The sequence below is a fragment of the Paenibacillus sp. FSL P4-0113 genome (genome assembly GCF_038009305.1).
Lineage (GTDB): Bacteria > Bacillota > Bacilli > Paenibacillales > Paenibacillaceae > Paenibacillus > Paenibacillus polymyxa_D.
Genome location: NZ_JBBPAZ010000001.1, coordinates 2631417 through 2646612, shown reverse-complemented (window position 1 = coordinate 2646612; position 15196 = coordinate 2631417). Strand labels below are relative to the sequence as shown.

Annotated in this window: 10 protein-coding genes; all 10 read left to right on the top strand. The window is 47.3% G+C overall.

What is annotated here, in order from left to right; all coding sequences use genetic code 11:
* Positions 1-390 precede the first annotated feature (390 nt).
* The 10 genes from MKX46_RS11305 (at position 391) to MKX46_RS11260 (ending at position 14995) form a co-directional block, all read left to right on the top strand.
* Positions 391-1797, top strand: coding sequence for a cytochrome ubiquinol oxidase subunit I (locus MKX46_RS11305; RefSeq protein ID WP_069011655.1), 1407 nt, complete (start codon positions 391-393; stop codon positions 1795-1797).
* Complete coding sequence (cydB, locus tag MKX46_RS11300) at positions 1784-2797, top strand: cytochrome d ubiquinol oxidase subunit II (protein ID WP_080710733.1); 1014 nt, start codon at positions 1784-1786, stop codon at positions 2795-2797. The genes MKX46_RS11305 and cydB overlap by 14 nt, the downstream gene beginning before the upstream one ends.
* The gene (cydD, locus tag MKX46_RS11295) at positions 2797-4554 is read left to right on the top strand and encodes a thiol reductant ABC exporter subunit CydD (RefSeq protein WP_341071244.1); all 1758 of its coding nucleotides are present in this window, start codon (positions 2797-2799) and stop codon (positions 4552-4554) included. The genes cydB and cydD overlap by 1 nt, the downstream gene beginning before the upstream one ends.
* Positions 4538-6346: a thiol reductant ABC exporter subunit CydC gene (gene cydC / locus MKX46_RS11290; RefSeq protein ID WP_341071243.1), complete on the top strand. Its 1809-nt coding sequence runs from the start codon at positions 4538-4540 to the stop codon at positions 6344-6346. The genes cydD and cydC overlap by 17 nt, the downstream gene beginning before the upstream one ends.
* 90 nt (positions 6347-6436) lie before the next feature.
* Complete coding sequence (locus MKX46_RS11285) at positions 6437-6853, top strand: cupredoxin domain-containing protein (protein WP_209949899.1); 417 nt, start codon at positions 6437-6439, stop codon at positions 6851-6853.
* Between the two features lie 512 nt (positions 6854-7365).
* Positions 7366-8379, top strand: a complete 1014-nt coding sequence (locus MKX46_RS11280) for an ABC transporter permease (protein ID WP_029519240.1) — start codon at positions 7366-7368, stop codon at positions 8377-8379.
* Positions 8380-8394: 15 nt separating this feature from the next.
* Positions 8395-9297 carry a carbohydrate ABC transporter permease gene (locus MKX46_RS11275; protein ID WP_029519239.1) on the top strand — a complete coding sequence of 301 codons (903 nt, stop codon included), beginning with the start codon at positions 8395-8397 and terminating at the stop codon, positions 9295-9297.
* Positions 9298-9370: 73 nt separating this feature from the next.
* Complete coding sequence (locus MKX46_RS11270; protein WP_039273751.1) at positions 9371-11065, top strand: ABC transporter substrate-binding protein; 1695 nt, start codon at positions 9371-9373, stop codon at positions 11063-11065.
* Positions 11066-11171: 106 nt separating this feature from the next.
* Entirely contained in the window at positions 11172-13643 is a 2472-nt protein-coding gene (locus MKX46_RS11265) for a glycoside hydrolase family 95 protein (RefSeq protein WP_341071242.1), read from the top strand.
* Between the two features lie 5 nt (positions 13644-13648).
* A complete protein-coding gene (locus MKX46_RS11260; protein ID WP_029519234.1) occupies positions 13649-14995 on the top strand; it encodes a GH1 family beta-glucosidase in 1347 nt (448 codons plus the stop codon).
* The last annotated feature ends 201 nt before the right edge of the window (positions 14996-15196 follow it).

The window sequence follows — 15196 nt, the reverse complement described above, 5'->3', positions numbered from 1 at the left end:
ATAACGCTATGAAGTCTCTCTTGCAGATGTCGGAGGTACAACCTCCGAACGAAGAGAGGCTTTTTTTGCATGATGAAAAAAAGATAGATCAATAGGAAATGTCACATTTATTATGGGATTTAGGCTGTTTTCATCAAATCGCCATCGTTATGACACAGCTTTGACACGATGTTCACATTTTCGATTCTATTTCATTTAAATTTATTCTATATAATGGGGATAATCTGAAGCCGGATCATGACACCATGGTGAAGGTAGTTGAGTGAGTCATTTTCTAAAAGGTGACCGCTGCATATGTAAGAATGTGAATACTGTCACAAATGTAGAAGACTTCAGATTACAGACACTATAAATCAATGTTAAGAGAAGTACAGGGGGAGGAGCAACATCATGGACGTATTGGATTTGGCACGGTTGCAGTTTGCAACCACAACGATTCTTCACTTTGTTTATGTGCCGATCTCCATTGGATTGTCGTTATTGGTGGCAATTATGGAGACTATGTATGTTATTAAGAAAAATGACTTGTACAAAAAAATGGCTCAATTCTGGGGAACGTTTCTGCTGATTAACTTTGCACTGGGCGTAGTCACCGGGATTTTGCAAGAATTTCAGTTCGGGATGAACTGGTCGGACTTTTCCCGTTTTGTGGGTGATGTATTTGGTACGCCGCTGGCGATTGAAGCGCTGCTTGCATTTTTCCTGGAATCGACCTTTATCGGATTATGGGTATTCGGTTGGGAAAGATTGTCCAAAACGGTCCATTTAATCTGTATGTGGTTGGTATCTATCGGTACGATGTTATCGGCATTGTGGATTCTAGCTGCTAATTCATTCATGCAGCGTCCAGTAGGATATGAGATTCAAAATGGACGTGCAGAAATGAAAGATTTTGCTGCTCTGCTAACGAATGAACAACTGTTATGGGAATTCCCACATACATTGTTTGCTGCTTTTGCGACAGGAGCATTTCTGATCGCGGGTATCAGTGCATGGAAGCTGATGCACAAAAAGAATATGGACTTTTTTAAACCTTCTTTTAAATTGAGTATTATTGTTGCCTTAATCAGTGCCATTGCTATTCCTTTGTTTGGTCATGGACAGGCTCAATATTTGGTGAAAACACAACCGATGAAGATGGCTGCCAGTGAGGGATTATGGGAGAACAGTGGTGACCCCGCTCCTTGGACCGTTATCGCATGGATTGATCCTGGAAACAAGGGAAATACCTTTGAGATTAAAGTTCCTTTTGCTTTGAGTTTTCTATCCTATAGTAAATTTACCGGCTCTGTGCCTGGTATGAATGAGCTGCAAGCCCAATATGAAAAAACGTATGGTCCGGGCGATTATATCCCGCCAGTACGTACCACGTTTTGGAGCTTCCGCATTATGATTGCGGCTGGATGTGGCATGATTGCACTCGCCTTATACGGGGCTTACCTGACGTTCCGTAAAAAGCTGGAAGGTTCACATCGCTGGTTCTTCCGTCTGATGATATGGGGGATATCCCTTCCATTCATTGGGAATACTTCAGGTTGGATCATGACTGAAATAGGTCGCCAACCCTGGACGGTATTTGGTTTGCTTCAAACGAAAGATTCTGTTTCGCCTACCGTTGTGGCAGGAGAAGTGCTATTCTCGTTCATCTCATTTACTACATTGTATTTAATTTTAACAGGTGTGCTGGCGTTTCTGTTTTACCGTACGGCTCGTAAAGGTCCAGATATTGAGCCACATCAGCAAACGGTAATTCATGATCCTTTTGCTCAAGGGGGTGACACCATTGTCGCTAAATGATTTATGGTTCTTATTGATCGCTGTGCTGTTTACCGGCTTCTTTTTTCTGGAGGGCTTTGATTTTGGCGTAGGAATGGCCACAGGATTGGTGCCGCGTAACGACCAACAAAAACGTTTGATGATCAATACGATTGGTCCATTCTGGGATGCCAACGAAGTGTGGCTGATTACAGCAGCAGGTGCAATGTTTGCCGCTTTTCCGCATTTTTATGCGACTATGTTCAGCGGATATTATCTCGTATTTGTGTTTATTTTGCTAGGTTTGATCTTGCGTGGAGTTTCTTTTGAGTTCCGCGGAAAGGCTGAAGGAAAATGGTGGACAGGAACGTGGGATGCCTGCATTCTGATTGGCAGCTTTCTACCGCCGATGCTGTTCGGTATGGCTTTTGCGGCTTTGGTGAAAGGTGTACCTATTCAGCAAAACATGGATTTGAAAGCTGGATTTTCCGATGTATTCAATGGATATACCGTATGGATTGGACTGACAGTGGTCGGAATGTGCCTAATGCACGGACTGACGTTTATTTCTCTGCGGACGATTGGAGAAGTACGGGATCGTGCTCGCGTGATGGCATCCAAATTTCTTCCGGTATTGGGCATTTTACTTGCGGGCATGGTGGTATGGACTTATTTTGCAACGGATTTATTTGCGCGTCGCGGTCCCTTTATGTATGCTGCGGTAGCAGTCGGAATTGTCGCCTATGTGCTGACGTGGTACTTCCTGAAGCAGCGCCGTGAAGGATGGGCCTTCGGGATGACAGGTGCAGTGATTTTGCTGACCTTCGTTTCGTTATTCGTCGGTTTGTTCCCAAGATTTATGGTGAGCTCGATTAACAGTGCTTTTGATTTGACGATTTATAATGCAAGCTCCAGTCATTACACCCTGAAAGCCATGACGATTGTTGCAGCAACGCTTTTACCCTTTGTGCTGGCTTATCAGGCGTGGAGCTATTTTGTTTTCCATAAGCGTCTCAGTGAGAAGGATCATTTGGAATACTAATGGATAAGGCATGGTTTGAATTAAAGGGCATTCGGCCAGTGATGCTGCTACTGGCTGCCCTTTCCCTGCTCCAGGGGGCCGCGGTGATTGCACAAGCAGTCTTCTTGGCAAAGGCTGTTACGATTTTGTTTGAACAAAATCCGCTGGTGATGGCTTGGCCGTCGCTGGCGTTGTTTTTCGCTGCTTTTGCAACGAGGCATACGGCGATCTGGCTGCAACGCCGGACAGCAGGCCGTTTTGCTGAAGCTTCAGGCGCTTCCTTACGGGAGCGTCTGCTTGCACGTTTGTTCGAACGGGGGCCGGGTTTTGCAGCGCAGGAAGGTAGCGGCAAGTTGGTGACGCTGGCGCTGGACGGCATGGATCGTTTTCGCACGTATTTGGAACTGTCCATTCCTCGAATGATTGACATGATGGCTGTCACTATACTTGTACTTGTGTATGTTTTCACATTGGATGTCATTTCAGGTGTGATTTTGACGACTACGATGCCGATCCTGGTAGGCTTCTTTATTTTGCTCGGCTTGGCAGCGCGGAAGCAGGCAGACAAGCAGTGGCGTTCCTATCGTCTGTTATCTCATCATTTCACGGATTCGCTGCGTGGACTTCAGACACTAAGGTTTTTGGGTCGTAGCCAAGAGCATGGGGAAACGGTTGGGAAGGTCAGCGACCAATACCGCACGGCAACAATGCGCACGCTGCGGGTAGCGTTTCTTTCCTCATTTGCCCTCGATTTTTTTAGTATGCTATCGGTCGCTTTTGTTGCGGTAGGCTTGGGTTTGCGCCTGATTAGTGGCTCGGTGGGTTTGGAGGCAGCGCTTGCGGTGCTTATTCTGGCCCCAGAATATTTTATGCCCATACGCCAGTTGGGATCAGACTATCATGCTTCACTGGATGGTAAGGAGGCTTGGGGAGCAATCCGCTCCATTCTCAGTAAAGAAGATGACGCGACCGAGCCGAATAAACAGGCAGCTAACGATAAAGGATTGGACATCACGGGACAGGACATTCTTGAGCTGTCCGATGTGTGCCTCCTTAATGAAGACGGTTCGGCTCGGCTTGAACATGTGTCTGCCAATGTTGAACCGCACATGAACATGATCGGCATCGTTGGAGCTAGCGGTGCAGGTAAAACGACGCTGCTTAGCCTGCTTGGCGGTTTTGCTGATCCCACTTCGGGCGAACTGCTCCTGAATGGATGCAGATTGGCTGGGGATGCAAAAGCTGAATGGCAACGGCATATTGCGTATATTCCACAGCATTCATACCTGTTTAGCGCTTCTCTGGCAGATAATATTCGTTTTTATGAACCGGAGGCATCCAACCAGCAGGTGGAGTGGGCGGTTGACGCGGTTGGACTGCGTGAACTGGTAGACGGTCTTCCGGGTGGAATGAATGAGTCCATTGGTGAAGCGGGTAGGACGTTGAGCGGAGGACAGGCGCAGCGGATTGCATTGGCGCGGGCGTTGCTCAGTAACCGTCCGGTCATTTTATTGGATGAGCCTACGGCGCATCTGGATATTGAGACAGAGTGGGAGCTAAAACAGACGATTTTATCGGTTTTGAAACACAAAAGAGTGTTTCTTGCCACCCACCGGCTACATTGGATGCCAGATATGGACTGTGTCTGGATGATGAATCAAGGTCGTCTGGAAGAAGTAGGTTCCCATAAACAATTGATTGCCCGTAAGGGGGCATATTACCGATTGCTGACGGGGATGTCGGAAGGAGGGAACGGACGATATGAGAGTAACGGATAATAGCAGACAAGGCTGGTTTGTGACGTATCTGAGACAATATTTTTGGGCCTTTCTGCTAGCTGCTCTTTTAGGCGCGCTGGCCATTGGATGTGCGGGCGCGTTGCTTTTTACGTCCGGTCATCTGATTACCCGTTCGGCCTTAAAACCGGAAAATATATTAATGGTGTACGTTCCAATTGTGCTTGTGCGAACATTTGGTTTTAGTAAAGCGGTTATTCAGTACCTGGAACGCTTGGTAGGACATGATGCCGCACTGCGTCTGGTGTCCCGTATGCGGGTACGCTTATATCGGGCAGTAGAACCGCAGGCGCTGATGATCCGCAGCAAATTCCGTACAGGGGATTTATTGGGGTTGCTGGCAGAGGATATTGAGCAGCTTCAAAACATCTATCTGAAGCTAGTTCTGCCTGCGCTATCGGCTTTGCTGATTTATGCAGCAGGCATCTCGGCGCTCGGACGGATGGACGGAACCTTTGCCTTGCTTATGGCGCTATATGGAGGATTTTTGCTTTTTATTGCCCCAGCTATCTCACTATGGACCTCACTCGCCAAACGGCGAATGTTCAAGCAGGAACGGAGTAAAGCCTATCAGGACCTGACGGATGCTCTGTTCGGCATGAGTGATCTGGTGCTGAGCGGACGGACTGGGCATTTCCTGAGTACCTTTACACAACGGCACAATAGGGCTGCCGTGATGGAAAATTCACTTCGCCGGGGCGAGTGGCGTTCTCATTGGATCGCACAATGCGTTGTAGGTGGCGGGGTTGTGATTATGACTGTGTGGGCGGGAGGACTGGTAGCACAGAATCGTATAGAAGCCACATGGCTGGCATCCTTTGCCCTTGTGGCTTTTCCGTTGCTGGATGCTTTCGTTCGCGCTGGAGAAGCAGTGGTGCATGCGCCGGAGTATCAGGATTCCCTTCGACGGTTGAAGGATTCGGAGAAAGATACACATACACCTGTGTCATCATCGCTTCCGGTTACTGTGGATGCAGGACACCCAGCAGCAGGCGGCACAGCTGACACTATAGATGAGCAGGCTACCGCTCTGGGATTGGGCCACGGAGGAGACCTGCTGCTGAACAACGTAAGCTACCGCTATGCGGCAACGCAGGAATGGAGCGTGCGTGATATCTCTTTGCACGTACCGCAGGGGGGCAAGGTTGCATTGCTTGGTCGCAGTGGTGCGGGCAAGTCCACGCTACTGAACCTGATTCAGGGAGCATTGCAGCCTGATGAAGGGAGCGTCACTATCGCAGGGATTCCCGTATATACAGGTGGAGCATACTCCAGTTTATTTGCGGTGCTAAACCAGCAGCCATATTTATTCGATACAACGGTAGCGAACAATATTCGGCTGGGACGACCCGATGCTACGCTGGATGAGGTGCGTGCAGTGACGAAGCAGGTAGGGCTTGGAACTCTAATTGATTCTTTGCCGGAGGGCTACGATACCCGAATGCATGAGACGGGCCTTCGTTTTTCCGGTGGAGAAAAACAGCGAATTGCACTGGCGCGGATTTTGCTGCAAAATCACCCGATTGTTTTGCTGGATGAGCCGACAGTGGGGCTTGACCCGCTGACAGAGCATGAGCTCATGCAGACGATGTTTCGTGTGCTGAAGGGCAAAACATTGATCTGGATCACGCATCATCTCACAGGAATGGAGCATATGGACGAGGTGATCTTTATGGAGCAGGGCACCATTTCCATGCGCGGCAGTCATGAGCAGCTGTGGCAGGAGCAGTCTCGTTACCGTAATCTGTATGAGCTGGATCATCCGAGCCTGTGAAATGAGGTATTTAAAATTTTGATTAACTTTTATATACTGGTTAGAGTTGATGCGTCACATGCAGACATTCAACTGGAGAGGCTGATATGAATGAAAACACTAATCTCTAAGCATTGGCATTTGATGCTGATTGGTTTTGTAGCCCTGAGCATGGGCGGGTTTGTCTTGTTTTATTTTCAGGGGAGCGTGTCGTCGTTTCCGGCCATTCAACCTAAACAAGCTCAGGAAGAGCCAGACAAAACTAAATATGAGATTGTTACAGTGGGTGTAAAAGGGGACGGTTTCTATCCTAAAAATATTGAAGTGAAAGCCGGCGTTCCAACCAAAATCAATTTCAAGAAAATGACATCCTTCACTTGCATTGATGAAGTGCAGTCGTTGAAGATCGGAATGGACGTTTACCTGGATCACGAAAATAATTATTTTACCGTCCAGGACTTGAAACCAGGCGTATATGAGTACAATTGCGGTATGTACATGTACTACGGGACGATCACAGTAAAATAAATCAAAAAAGCTTTCTGGCACATTGATGCCAGAAAGCTTTTTTTCCTTCAATCAATCATTAGGTTAATTGCGACAGTGTGTATATACCATCCACCACCTGTGGTGCAGTATGCATTATCCTTTTTGCATTATGCTTTATCCTTTACCCTTTACCTCTGATCAGCTTACATTGCTGATCTTTTGTTTTTTACAAGACTTCTTTCAGGGAATTTACATTAGAACGGAACAGGCGGAATGTGCTGGACAAGCGAAGCGGTCGCCTTAAAGCTTTCTGCAGGAAAGTTCGCATCGCAAGCATAAACTGTCCCCGGCTTTCTACCTTTGTGTGCTTATTCAAGAAATCCGGGGACAACAGCGATGGGAAGCACCATCCGCATGCGTAGTGGCACGAATGTAATTTTTTTCATCCCATATATCTAATTTTGAACTGATTTTTCTCCTAATTCGTCGGGTATCCGCTTCCAAGCCAGCAAAGTATGATAATAGTATCTAGAGATGAGGAGGAGCTTGTTATGGGATCTTCAACTGAAACCGCTTCCAACAATAGTGCTTTGATTCCTGAATCCAATAGGGGAAGACCACGCAAGGCTCGCGGCCCGAAGCCTGACCGTGGTAAAAAAGGCTTGTGGGACAGTGTGAAGCAGCAAAAGTATCTTTATTTTATGTCCATTCCTTTCGTCATATGGGTGTTTGTTTTCAGCTATCTTCCGCTTTGGGGCTGGACGATGGCGTTTCAAAATTATAAGCCAGCCAAATCTTTTACGGACCAGAAATGGGTAGGGCTGGATAACTTTATTGAGCTATTTCAGGATGAACGATTTTATCTGGTATTACGCAATACGCTAGCGATGAGCCTGATGGGGATTGTATTTGGTTTTGTCGTACCGATCTTCTTTGCAATTCTGTTAAATGAGCTGCGTGGTATGCTGTTCAAACGGTTTGTGCAGACAATATCCTACCTCCCGCATTTTGTATCCTGGGTAGTTGTGGCCGGCTTGGTCACCAAGATGCTGTCCATTGACGGAGGCATTGTCAACGATGTATTGGTAGCGCTTCATATTGTGGATGAACCGATTCAGTTCATGGCAAAGGGGAGCTGGTTCTGGTATATTGTAACCGCTTCCGACATATGGAAGGAGACAGGTTGGAATACGATTATTTATTTAGCTGCAATCACCGGAATTGATCAAGAACAGTATGAAGCATCGCGCGTGGATGGAGCGAGTCGTTGGAGACAGATGTGGCATATTACACTGCCGGGTATCCGCTCGACGATTGCCATTCTGTTCATTATGGCGATTGGACATCTGGTGAGCAACGGTTTTGAAAAGCAGTTCTTGCTTGGCAATAGTCTTGTGACGGATTATTCCGAGGTGCTGGATCTGTACGCGCTCAATTACGGGATTAATTTGGGTCGCTTCTCTTACGGGACGGCAATTGGTATTTTCAACTCGCTGGTTAGCATTCTGCTGTTGTTTACGGCGAACGGTATATTCAAAAAACTGACCAAAGAAAGCATCATGTAGGGAGGGAGAAGCGAAATGACGAATAAGGCATTTAATGCTACCCGGTCTGAGAAGCTGTTTGACCTATTTAACTATATCCTCATGGCTCTGATCGTGGTGTTGACGCTGTACCCGTTTCTGAACGTACTTGCGATTTCCCTGAACAATTCAACGGACACGGTTCGTGGTGGTATTTATATATGGCCCCGCCAATTTACGCTCGAAAATTACAAAACGATTTTCCAGTACGATGGCCTTCTTCAGGGACTGCAAATATCTATTCTTCGTACTTTGGTCGGGACGGTACTCGGATTGATCTGCGCATCTATGCTTGCTTTTACATTGAGTCGGGTCGAGTTTCGTGCTCGTAAGTTTATTTCTACGTTTTTGGCGTTGACGATGTATTTTTCCGGCGGGATGGTGCCCGTGTTTATTTTAATGCGGGATTTGCATCTTCTGGGCTCGTTTTGGGTGTACATTTTTCCAGGCTTAATCAGTGCATTTAACGTGTTTGTCATTCGTTCCTTTATGGATGGTTTGCCGTATGCGTTGCAGGAGTCTGCCAAACTCGATGGAGCGAATGATTTTACGATTTACTGGAGAATTATTTTGCCGCTGTGCAAACCAGTATTGGCAACGATTGCTCTTTTTCTAGCAGTAGGTCAGTGGAATGCTTGGTTTGATACGTATTTATACAACGGTGGGGCGTCGCAATGGACGACGTTACAGTATGAGCTGATGAAAATACTGCAAAGTACGCAGCAAGGCGGCTCCAGTATGACGAATAGCAATGACATGGCTAAACAAATGGCTCAAATTTCACCAGAGTCGATCAAAATGGCAATCACGATTACGGTTACGCTCCCCATCCTGATGGTGTATCCGTTCTTGCAAAAGTATTTTGTAGGCGGTATGACGCTGGGGGCAGTGAAATCATAAAAGCCAGGATTCTGGCAGTAAATAGTAGTTATTTGCAGGAGAAGTCATCATAAGAATATAGGAGGATTTATACATGAAAAAACACTGGTCCAGATTTGCACTGATTCCCTTGCTCGCGGTGTCACTTACCGCACTCGCAGGTTGTGGGGGAAGCGATAAAGCAGCGAAGGAGAGCACATCCAGCGGTACAGACCCGATTACGTTTAGCTTCTTCGGAGCAGATACAAGCCCACAATGGAACGGAATGAAGGATGAAATAGGCAAGGAAATCACCAAGAAAACAGGTGTAACCTTGAATGCGGAATTTGATGTCAGCGGTGGAGGTGGAGATGACCGAATTGCTTTGATGGCAGCAAGTGGAGAATACCCGGACTTGGTTTCTCCTAAAGCGAATATTAATAAGCTTGTGGATGCGGGGGCCATGATTGATCTGACAGATCTGATCAACGATCACGCACCTAATCTCAAAAAGCTATATGGACCCTATATGGATCGTTTGAAATACAGTAATAAGGATCAATCCATCTATGTCCTTCCTACGTATGCAGGTGTGGGACAGGAAAGTTTTGACGCAACAGGGGGATTTGAAATTCAGCATAAGGTGCTCAAGGAGTTAGGTTATCCAAAGGTAAGAACGCTACAGGATTATGAAAACGTACTCAAAACCTATACTGCCAAGCATCCGACGATCAATGGCAAAAAAACAATCCCACTCACGCTGGATGCAGATGACTGGAGAATTATGATTACCGTAACGAATCCTGCCTTCCAGACGACTGGAGCGCCGGATGATGGTGAATATTTTATTGATCCCAAAACATTTGAAGCCAAACTTCATTACAAACGTCCAGAAGAAAAGGAATATTTTCGTTGGTTGAACCACATGTACAATGAAGGGCTGCTCGATAAAGATTCGTTTGTGCAAAAAAGTGATCAATACAAATCCAAAATTGCCAGCGGCCGTGTCCTCGGTCTGATTGACCAGGAGTGGGGGTATCAGGATGCTGAAAATGCATTAAAAGCGTCAGGTAAGGCTGATGCCAGCTACGCGCATTTTCCAGTTACACTTTCGGAGGAATACAAGGATCGTTCCTTTCAGGATATGGGCTTCGTGTCCGGTTATGGTGTAGGTATTACGGAAAATTGCAAGGACCCGGTGCGGGCTATAAAATTCCTTGATTATTTAGCTTCCGATGAAGGACAGGTGCTAGTGAACTGGGGGATCGAGGGCAAGCATTATGAGATCAAAGATGGCAAACGCATCATTCCGGCTGATGTGCTGGAGCAAAAAACGAACAATGCAACCAACTTCAGCAAATCCACGGGTATAGATTTGTACACGCTCATCAGCGGACACTATGGTGACGGCGTGAAGGACCCTACGGGTAACTACTATACTGCCAAATTCCCGGAGCAAATTATCGCGGCTTATTCGAAGCCGGAGAAAGAATCCCTTAAAGCATATGGCGTAAAAACGTGGAAAGATCTGTTCCCAGACAAGAAAGAATTTGATGTAAAGCCTTGGGGCGCAGCCTATAACCTGACAACAGACAATGAATCCAACTATAACGTTACATTCAAAAAAACGACCGACATTATCCGCAAACGTATACCCGAAGCTATTTTAGCACCAGCTTCCAATTTTGATACGGTATACGACAACATGATTAAAGAACTGGATGCCGCCGGAGCTGTCCAAATGGAACAGCAATACACGCAACTGGTGAAGGACAGAGTGGAGTTATGGAGCGGTAAGGCTTCTAAATAGCTGACTGCTTTTAACGAAATTTTGAATGCCGGAATGACAGAGCGCTTGTCCTTAAGGTCCATACGGGATTAGCGCTCTGTTTGATCTTGATGGGGGAGGGTTTGATGTGACGAAAGGCGAAAGGCCACAGTCCCTGCGTTTATGGTATCGCCAGCCTGCTGAGGTATGGGAGGAAGCATTGCCAGTCGGCAATGGAAGGCTGGGAGCTATGGTATTTGGCGGAATCAGAGAGGAGCATTTGCAATTAAACGAGGATACGCTCTGGTCCGGGTTTCCCAGAGATGGCGTTCAGTATGATGTATTGCGATATTTGCAGCCTGCCAGAAAGTTGATTGCAGATGGAAAATACAAGGAAGCGGAACAACTGATTAATACGAATATGCTAGGTCGCGATACGGAAGCCTATCAGCCTTTGGGAGATTTGTGGATTACGCAGGAGGGCCTAGGGGAAATTGCACATTATGAACGGAAACTGGATTTGCTGACCGGAACCGCAGCGGTCACTTTTCAGAGTGATGGAGTCCGCTATACCCGTGAAGTTATCGCCAGTGCGCCAGATGGAATCATCATGGTGTCACTGACTGCGAATAAGCTTGGGAAGATCCAAGCATCCGTGCGCATCACTTCCCCCCATCCTTGTGAAGACGAGGTTGGAGAGGATGTACATTTTGGTGATTCATCCAAATGGGATAGCGATAAAGAGGATGATCCATCCGAGGAGCCATCCGGGGACTTTATGACATTGACTGGACGAGCGCCCAGTCATGTGGAATCTAATTATCACGGTGATCATCCACAGTCTGTCGTTTATGAAAATGATTTGGGGATGGCTTTTGCAGTTCAGGCGAGGGTTATTCCCGAGGGAGGAACCTTGACGAAGGACACTGATGGTGCGCTGATCATCTCAGGCGCGGATAAAATCACGGTGTATTTGGCAGCAGCTACTGGATTTAGGGGATTTCACGCTATGCCGAATAGTGATGCAACGGAGTCAGCAGAAGCATGTCAAGTCATTTTAGACGGAGCAATTTCGCTGGGAACTGAGCAGGTGCGGCAACGCCATGAACAGGATCATCGAAAGCTGTTTGACCGCGTTGCATTAGAACTGGGAGGTGATACTCTAACCGACGAATTCGTTCTACCGACCGATCTGCGATTAGAACGTTATCAGAAAGGTCAGGCCGACCCGGGGCTGGAAGTGCTGTTATTTCAGTATGGCCGCTATTTGCTCATGGGTAGCTCGCGTCCGGGGAGTCAGCCTGCCAATCTTCAGGGCATCTGGAATGACCGGGTGCAGCCGCCGTGGAACAGTAATTATACAACCAATATTAATACTCAGATGAACTATTGGCCCGCAGAAGTATGCAATCTTGCCGAGTGCCATGAACCCTTGCTGCACATGATTGGAGAAGTGGCTCGTACGGGACGGAGGGTAGCCTCCATCCATTTTGGTGCTCAAGGGTGGACTGCTCATCACAATGTAGATGTGTGGAGATACGCCGGACCTTCAGGGGGCCATGCCAGCTGGGCATTTTGGCCGCTTGGAGGTGTATGGCTAACTGCTCACCTATGGGAGCGCTATCTGTTTACCTTGGATACAGCCTATTTGGCAGAACAAGCTTATCCGCTCATGAAGGGGGCGGCAGCCTTTTGCATGGACTGGCTCGTAGAAGGCCCGGAGGGTCAGCTTGTGACGTCCCCATCCACATCACCTGAAAATAAATTCAAAACGACGGATGGCGAGGATTGCAGTATATCTATGGGCTCTACCATGGATATGACGCTGATTCGAGAGCTGTTGGGGAACTGCATTCAAGCTGCGGATCTGCTGGAACTAGACGATGAGTTCCGCAACCGCTGCGAGGAGACACGAGACAGATTAATGTCCTATCAAATTGGTCGCCACGGTCAGCTACAGGAATGGTTTGTCGATTTTGAGGAAGCGGAGCCTGGGCATCGACATGTTTCGCATCTATATGGGTTATATCCTGGTCGACAAATTCACATCCGTGATACCCCGGAGCTAGCTGAGGCGGCTCGCATATCGTTGCGTCGACGGCTTGATCACGGTGGTGGGCATACCGGATGGAGCTGTGCCTGGTTGATTAATCTGTACGCTCGACTGGAAGATGGCGACGCCGCACATCGGTATGTTCGCACGTTGCTGTCGCGATCGACCTATCCTAATTTATTTGACGCTCACCCGCCTTTTCAGATCGACGGTAATTTTGGTGCGACGGCGGGGATCGCAGAAATGCTGCTACAAAGCCGTCCGGGAGAGCTGACGTTACTGCCTGCCCTGCCAACGGCATGGCCGGAGGGACGGGTCAGTGGATTGAAGGGACATGGCGGGATGACGGTCGGCATGGAATGGTCCGGTTCCCGGCTTGTCCGTGCAGAACTGGCCACATCCATCTCAGCAGGAAGCTGCACGATTCGCAGTGCACATCCATTTAGCGCAGATGCTCGTCAGGCTCTGCCTGATCCTGAGCACGGAGGATTTATTTTGTCATGGATTTTTACCAAAGAACAGGAAATAACGAACGGACATACGATTATAATTGAAGGAGAGGAATAGACAATATGACCATTTTTCAATTTCCGCAGGACTTTATGTGGGGCACCGCGACGGCAGCCTATCAAATCGAAGGAGCTTATGAGGAGGATGGGAGAGGCTTGTCGATCTGGGATACCTTTGCCCATACGCCTGGCAAAGTATTCAACGGTGATAACGGCAATGTAGCTTGTGACAGCTATCATCGCTACGAGGAAGATATCCGCCTAATGAAGGAGCTGGGCATTCGTACATACCGTTTTTCCGTGTCCTGGCCGCGTATATTTCCCAATGGTGACGGTGAAGTCAATCAAGAAGGATTGGACTATTATCATCGCGTAGTCGATTTGTTGAACGAAAACGGGATTGAACCGTTTTGTACACTGTACCATTGGGATCTGCCTCAAGCGCTTCAGGATGCTGGAGGATGGGAGAATCGTCACACGATTCAAGCATTTGTCCAGTATGCAGAAACGATGTTCCGCGAGTTCCACGGTAAAATACACCATTGGCTAACATTCAATGAACCGTGGTGTATCGCCTTTTTATCCAATATGCTGGGTGTTCATGCCCCAGGTCTGACAAATCTTCAGACAGCCATTGATGTAGGACATCATCTGCTAGTTGCACATGGTCTTTCTGTGCGCCGCTTCCGTGAGCTGGGCACCAGTGGCCAGATCGGTATCGCTCCCAATGTCTCATGGGCTGTCCCTTACAGTACATCTGAGGAAGATAAAGCTGCTTGTGCGCGCACCATTTCCCTGCACAGTGACTGGTTTCTTCAACCTATTTATCAAGGCTCGTATCCTCAGTTTTTGGTAGACTGGTTCGCGGAGCAGGGAGCTACCGTGCCTATTCAGGATGGTGATATGGATATTATTGGCGAGCCTATTGATATGATCGGTATTAATTACTATAGTATGTCGGTTAATCGCTTTAATCCTGAAGCCGGGTTTCTTCAATCTGAAGAAATCAATATGGGGCTACCTGTAACAGATATCGGCTGGCCAGTGGAGTCGCGTGGGCTGTACGAGGTACTGCATTATTTGCAAAAATACGGTAACCTCGATATTTATATCACAGAGAATGGGGCTTGTATCAACGATGATGTCGTGAATGGCAAGGTTCAGGATGACCGTCGCATTTCGTATATGCAGCAGCATTTGGTGCAGGTACACCGGGCGATTCATGACGGCCTTCATGTCAAAGGATATATGGCATGGTCACTTATGGACAATTTTGAGTGGGCAGAGGGATATAATATGAGATTTGGCATGATTCATGTCGATTTTCGCACACAGGTCCGCACCCCGAAGGAAAGTTACTATTGGTATCGAAATATAGTAAGTAATAACTGGTTGGAGACCAGACGTTAAACGAAGAGCAATTTTTTTAAAAAATATAGCAAAGACGGATCTGTCTTCATTCCCTTTTGTTTGAATACTGGGTCTTCCGGGGTAATAATAGTCAGGATATGCAGAGGGTTGTTTCAGGTATGTAGAGACCAAAGGGAATAAAGAAGCAAGATGTGTGCATACTGACAAAAATACCGAACGAGGGCGTTAAAATTATTTTGG

Excerpts from the sequence above, each read along its gene's own strand:
- MKX46_RS11305 (WP_069011655.1), top strand. The coding sequence starts at position 391 with ATGGACGTATTGGATTTGGCACGGTTGCAGTTTGCAACCACAACGATT.
- cydD (WP_341071244.1), top strand. The coding sequence starts at position 2,797 with ATGGATAAGGCATGGTTTGAATTAAAGGGCATTCGGCCAGTGATGCTG.
- cydC (WP_341071243.1), top strand. The coding sequence starts at position 4,538 with ATGAGAGTAACGGATAATAGCAGACAAGGCTGGTTTGTGACGTATCTG.
- MKX46_RS11285 (WP_209949899.1), top strand. The coding sequence starts at position 6,437 with ATGAAAACACTAATCTCTAAGCATTGGCATTTGATGCTGATTGGTTTT.
- MKX46_RS11280 (WP_029519240.1), top strand. The coding sequence starts at position 7,366 with ATGGGATCTTCAACTGAAACCGCTTCCAACAATAGTGCTTTGATTCCT.
- MKX46_RS11275 (WP_029519239.1), top strand. The coding sequence starts at position 8,395 with ATGACGAATAAGGCATTTAATGCTACCCGGTCTGAGAAGCTGTTTGAC.
- MKX46_RS11270 (WP_039273751.1), top strand. The coding sequence starts at position 9,371 with ATGAAAAAACACTGGTCCAGATTTGCACTGATTCCCTTGCTCGCGGTG.
- MKX46_RS11260 (WP_029519234.1), top strand. The coding sequence starts at position 13,649 with ATGACCATTTTTCAATTTCCGCAGGACTTTATGTGGGGCACCGCGACG.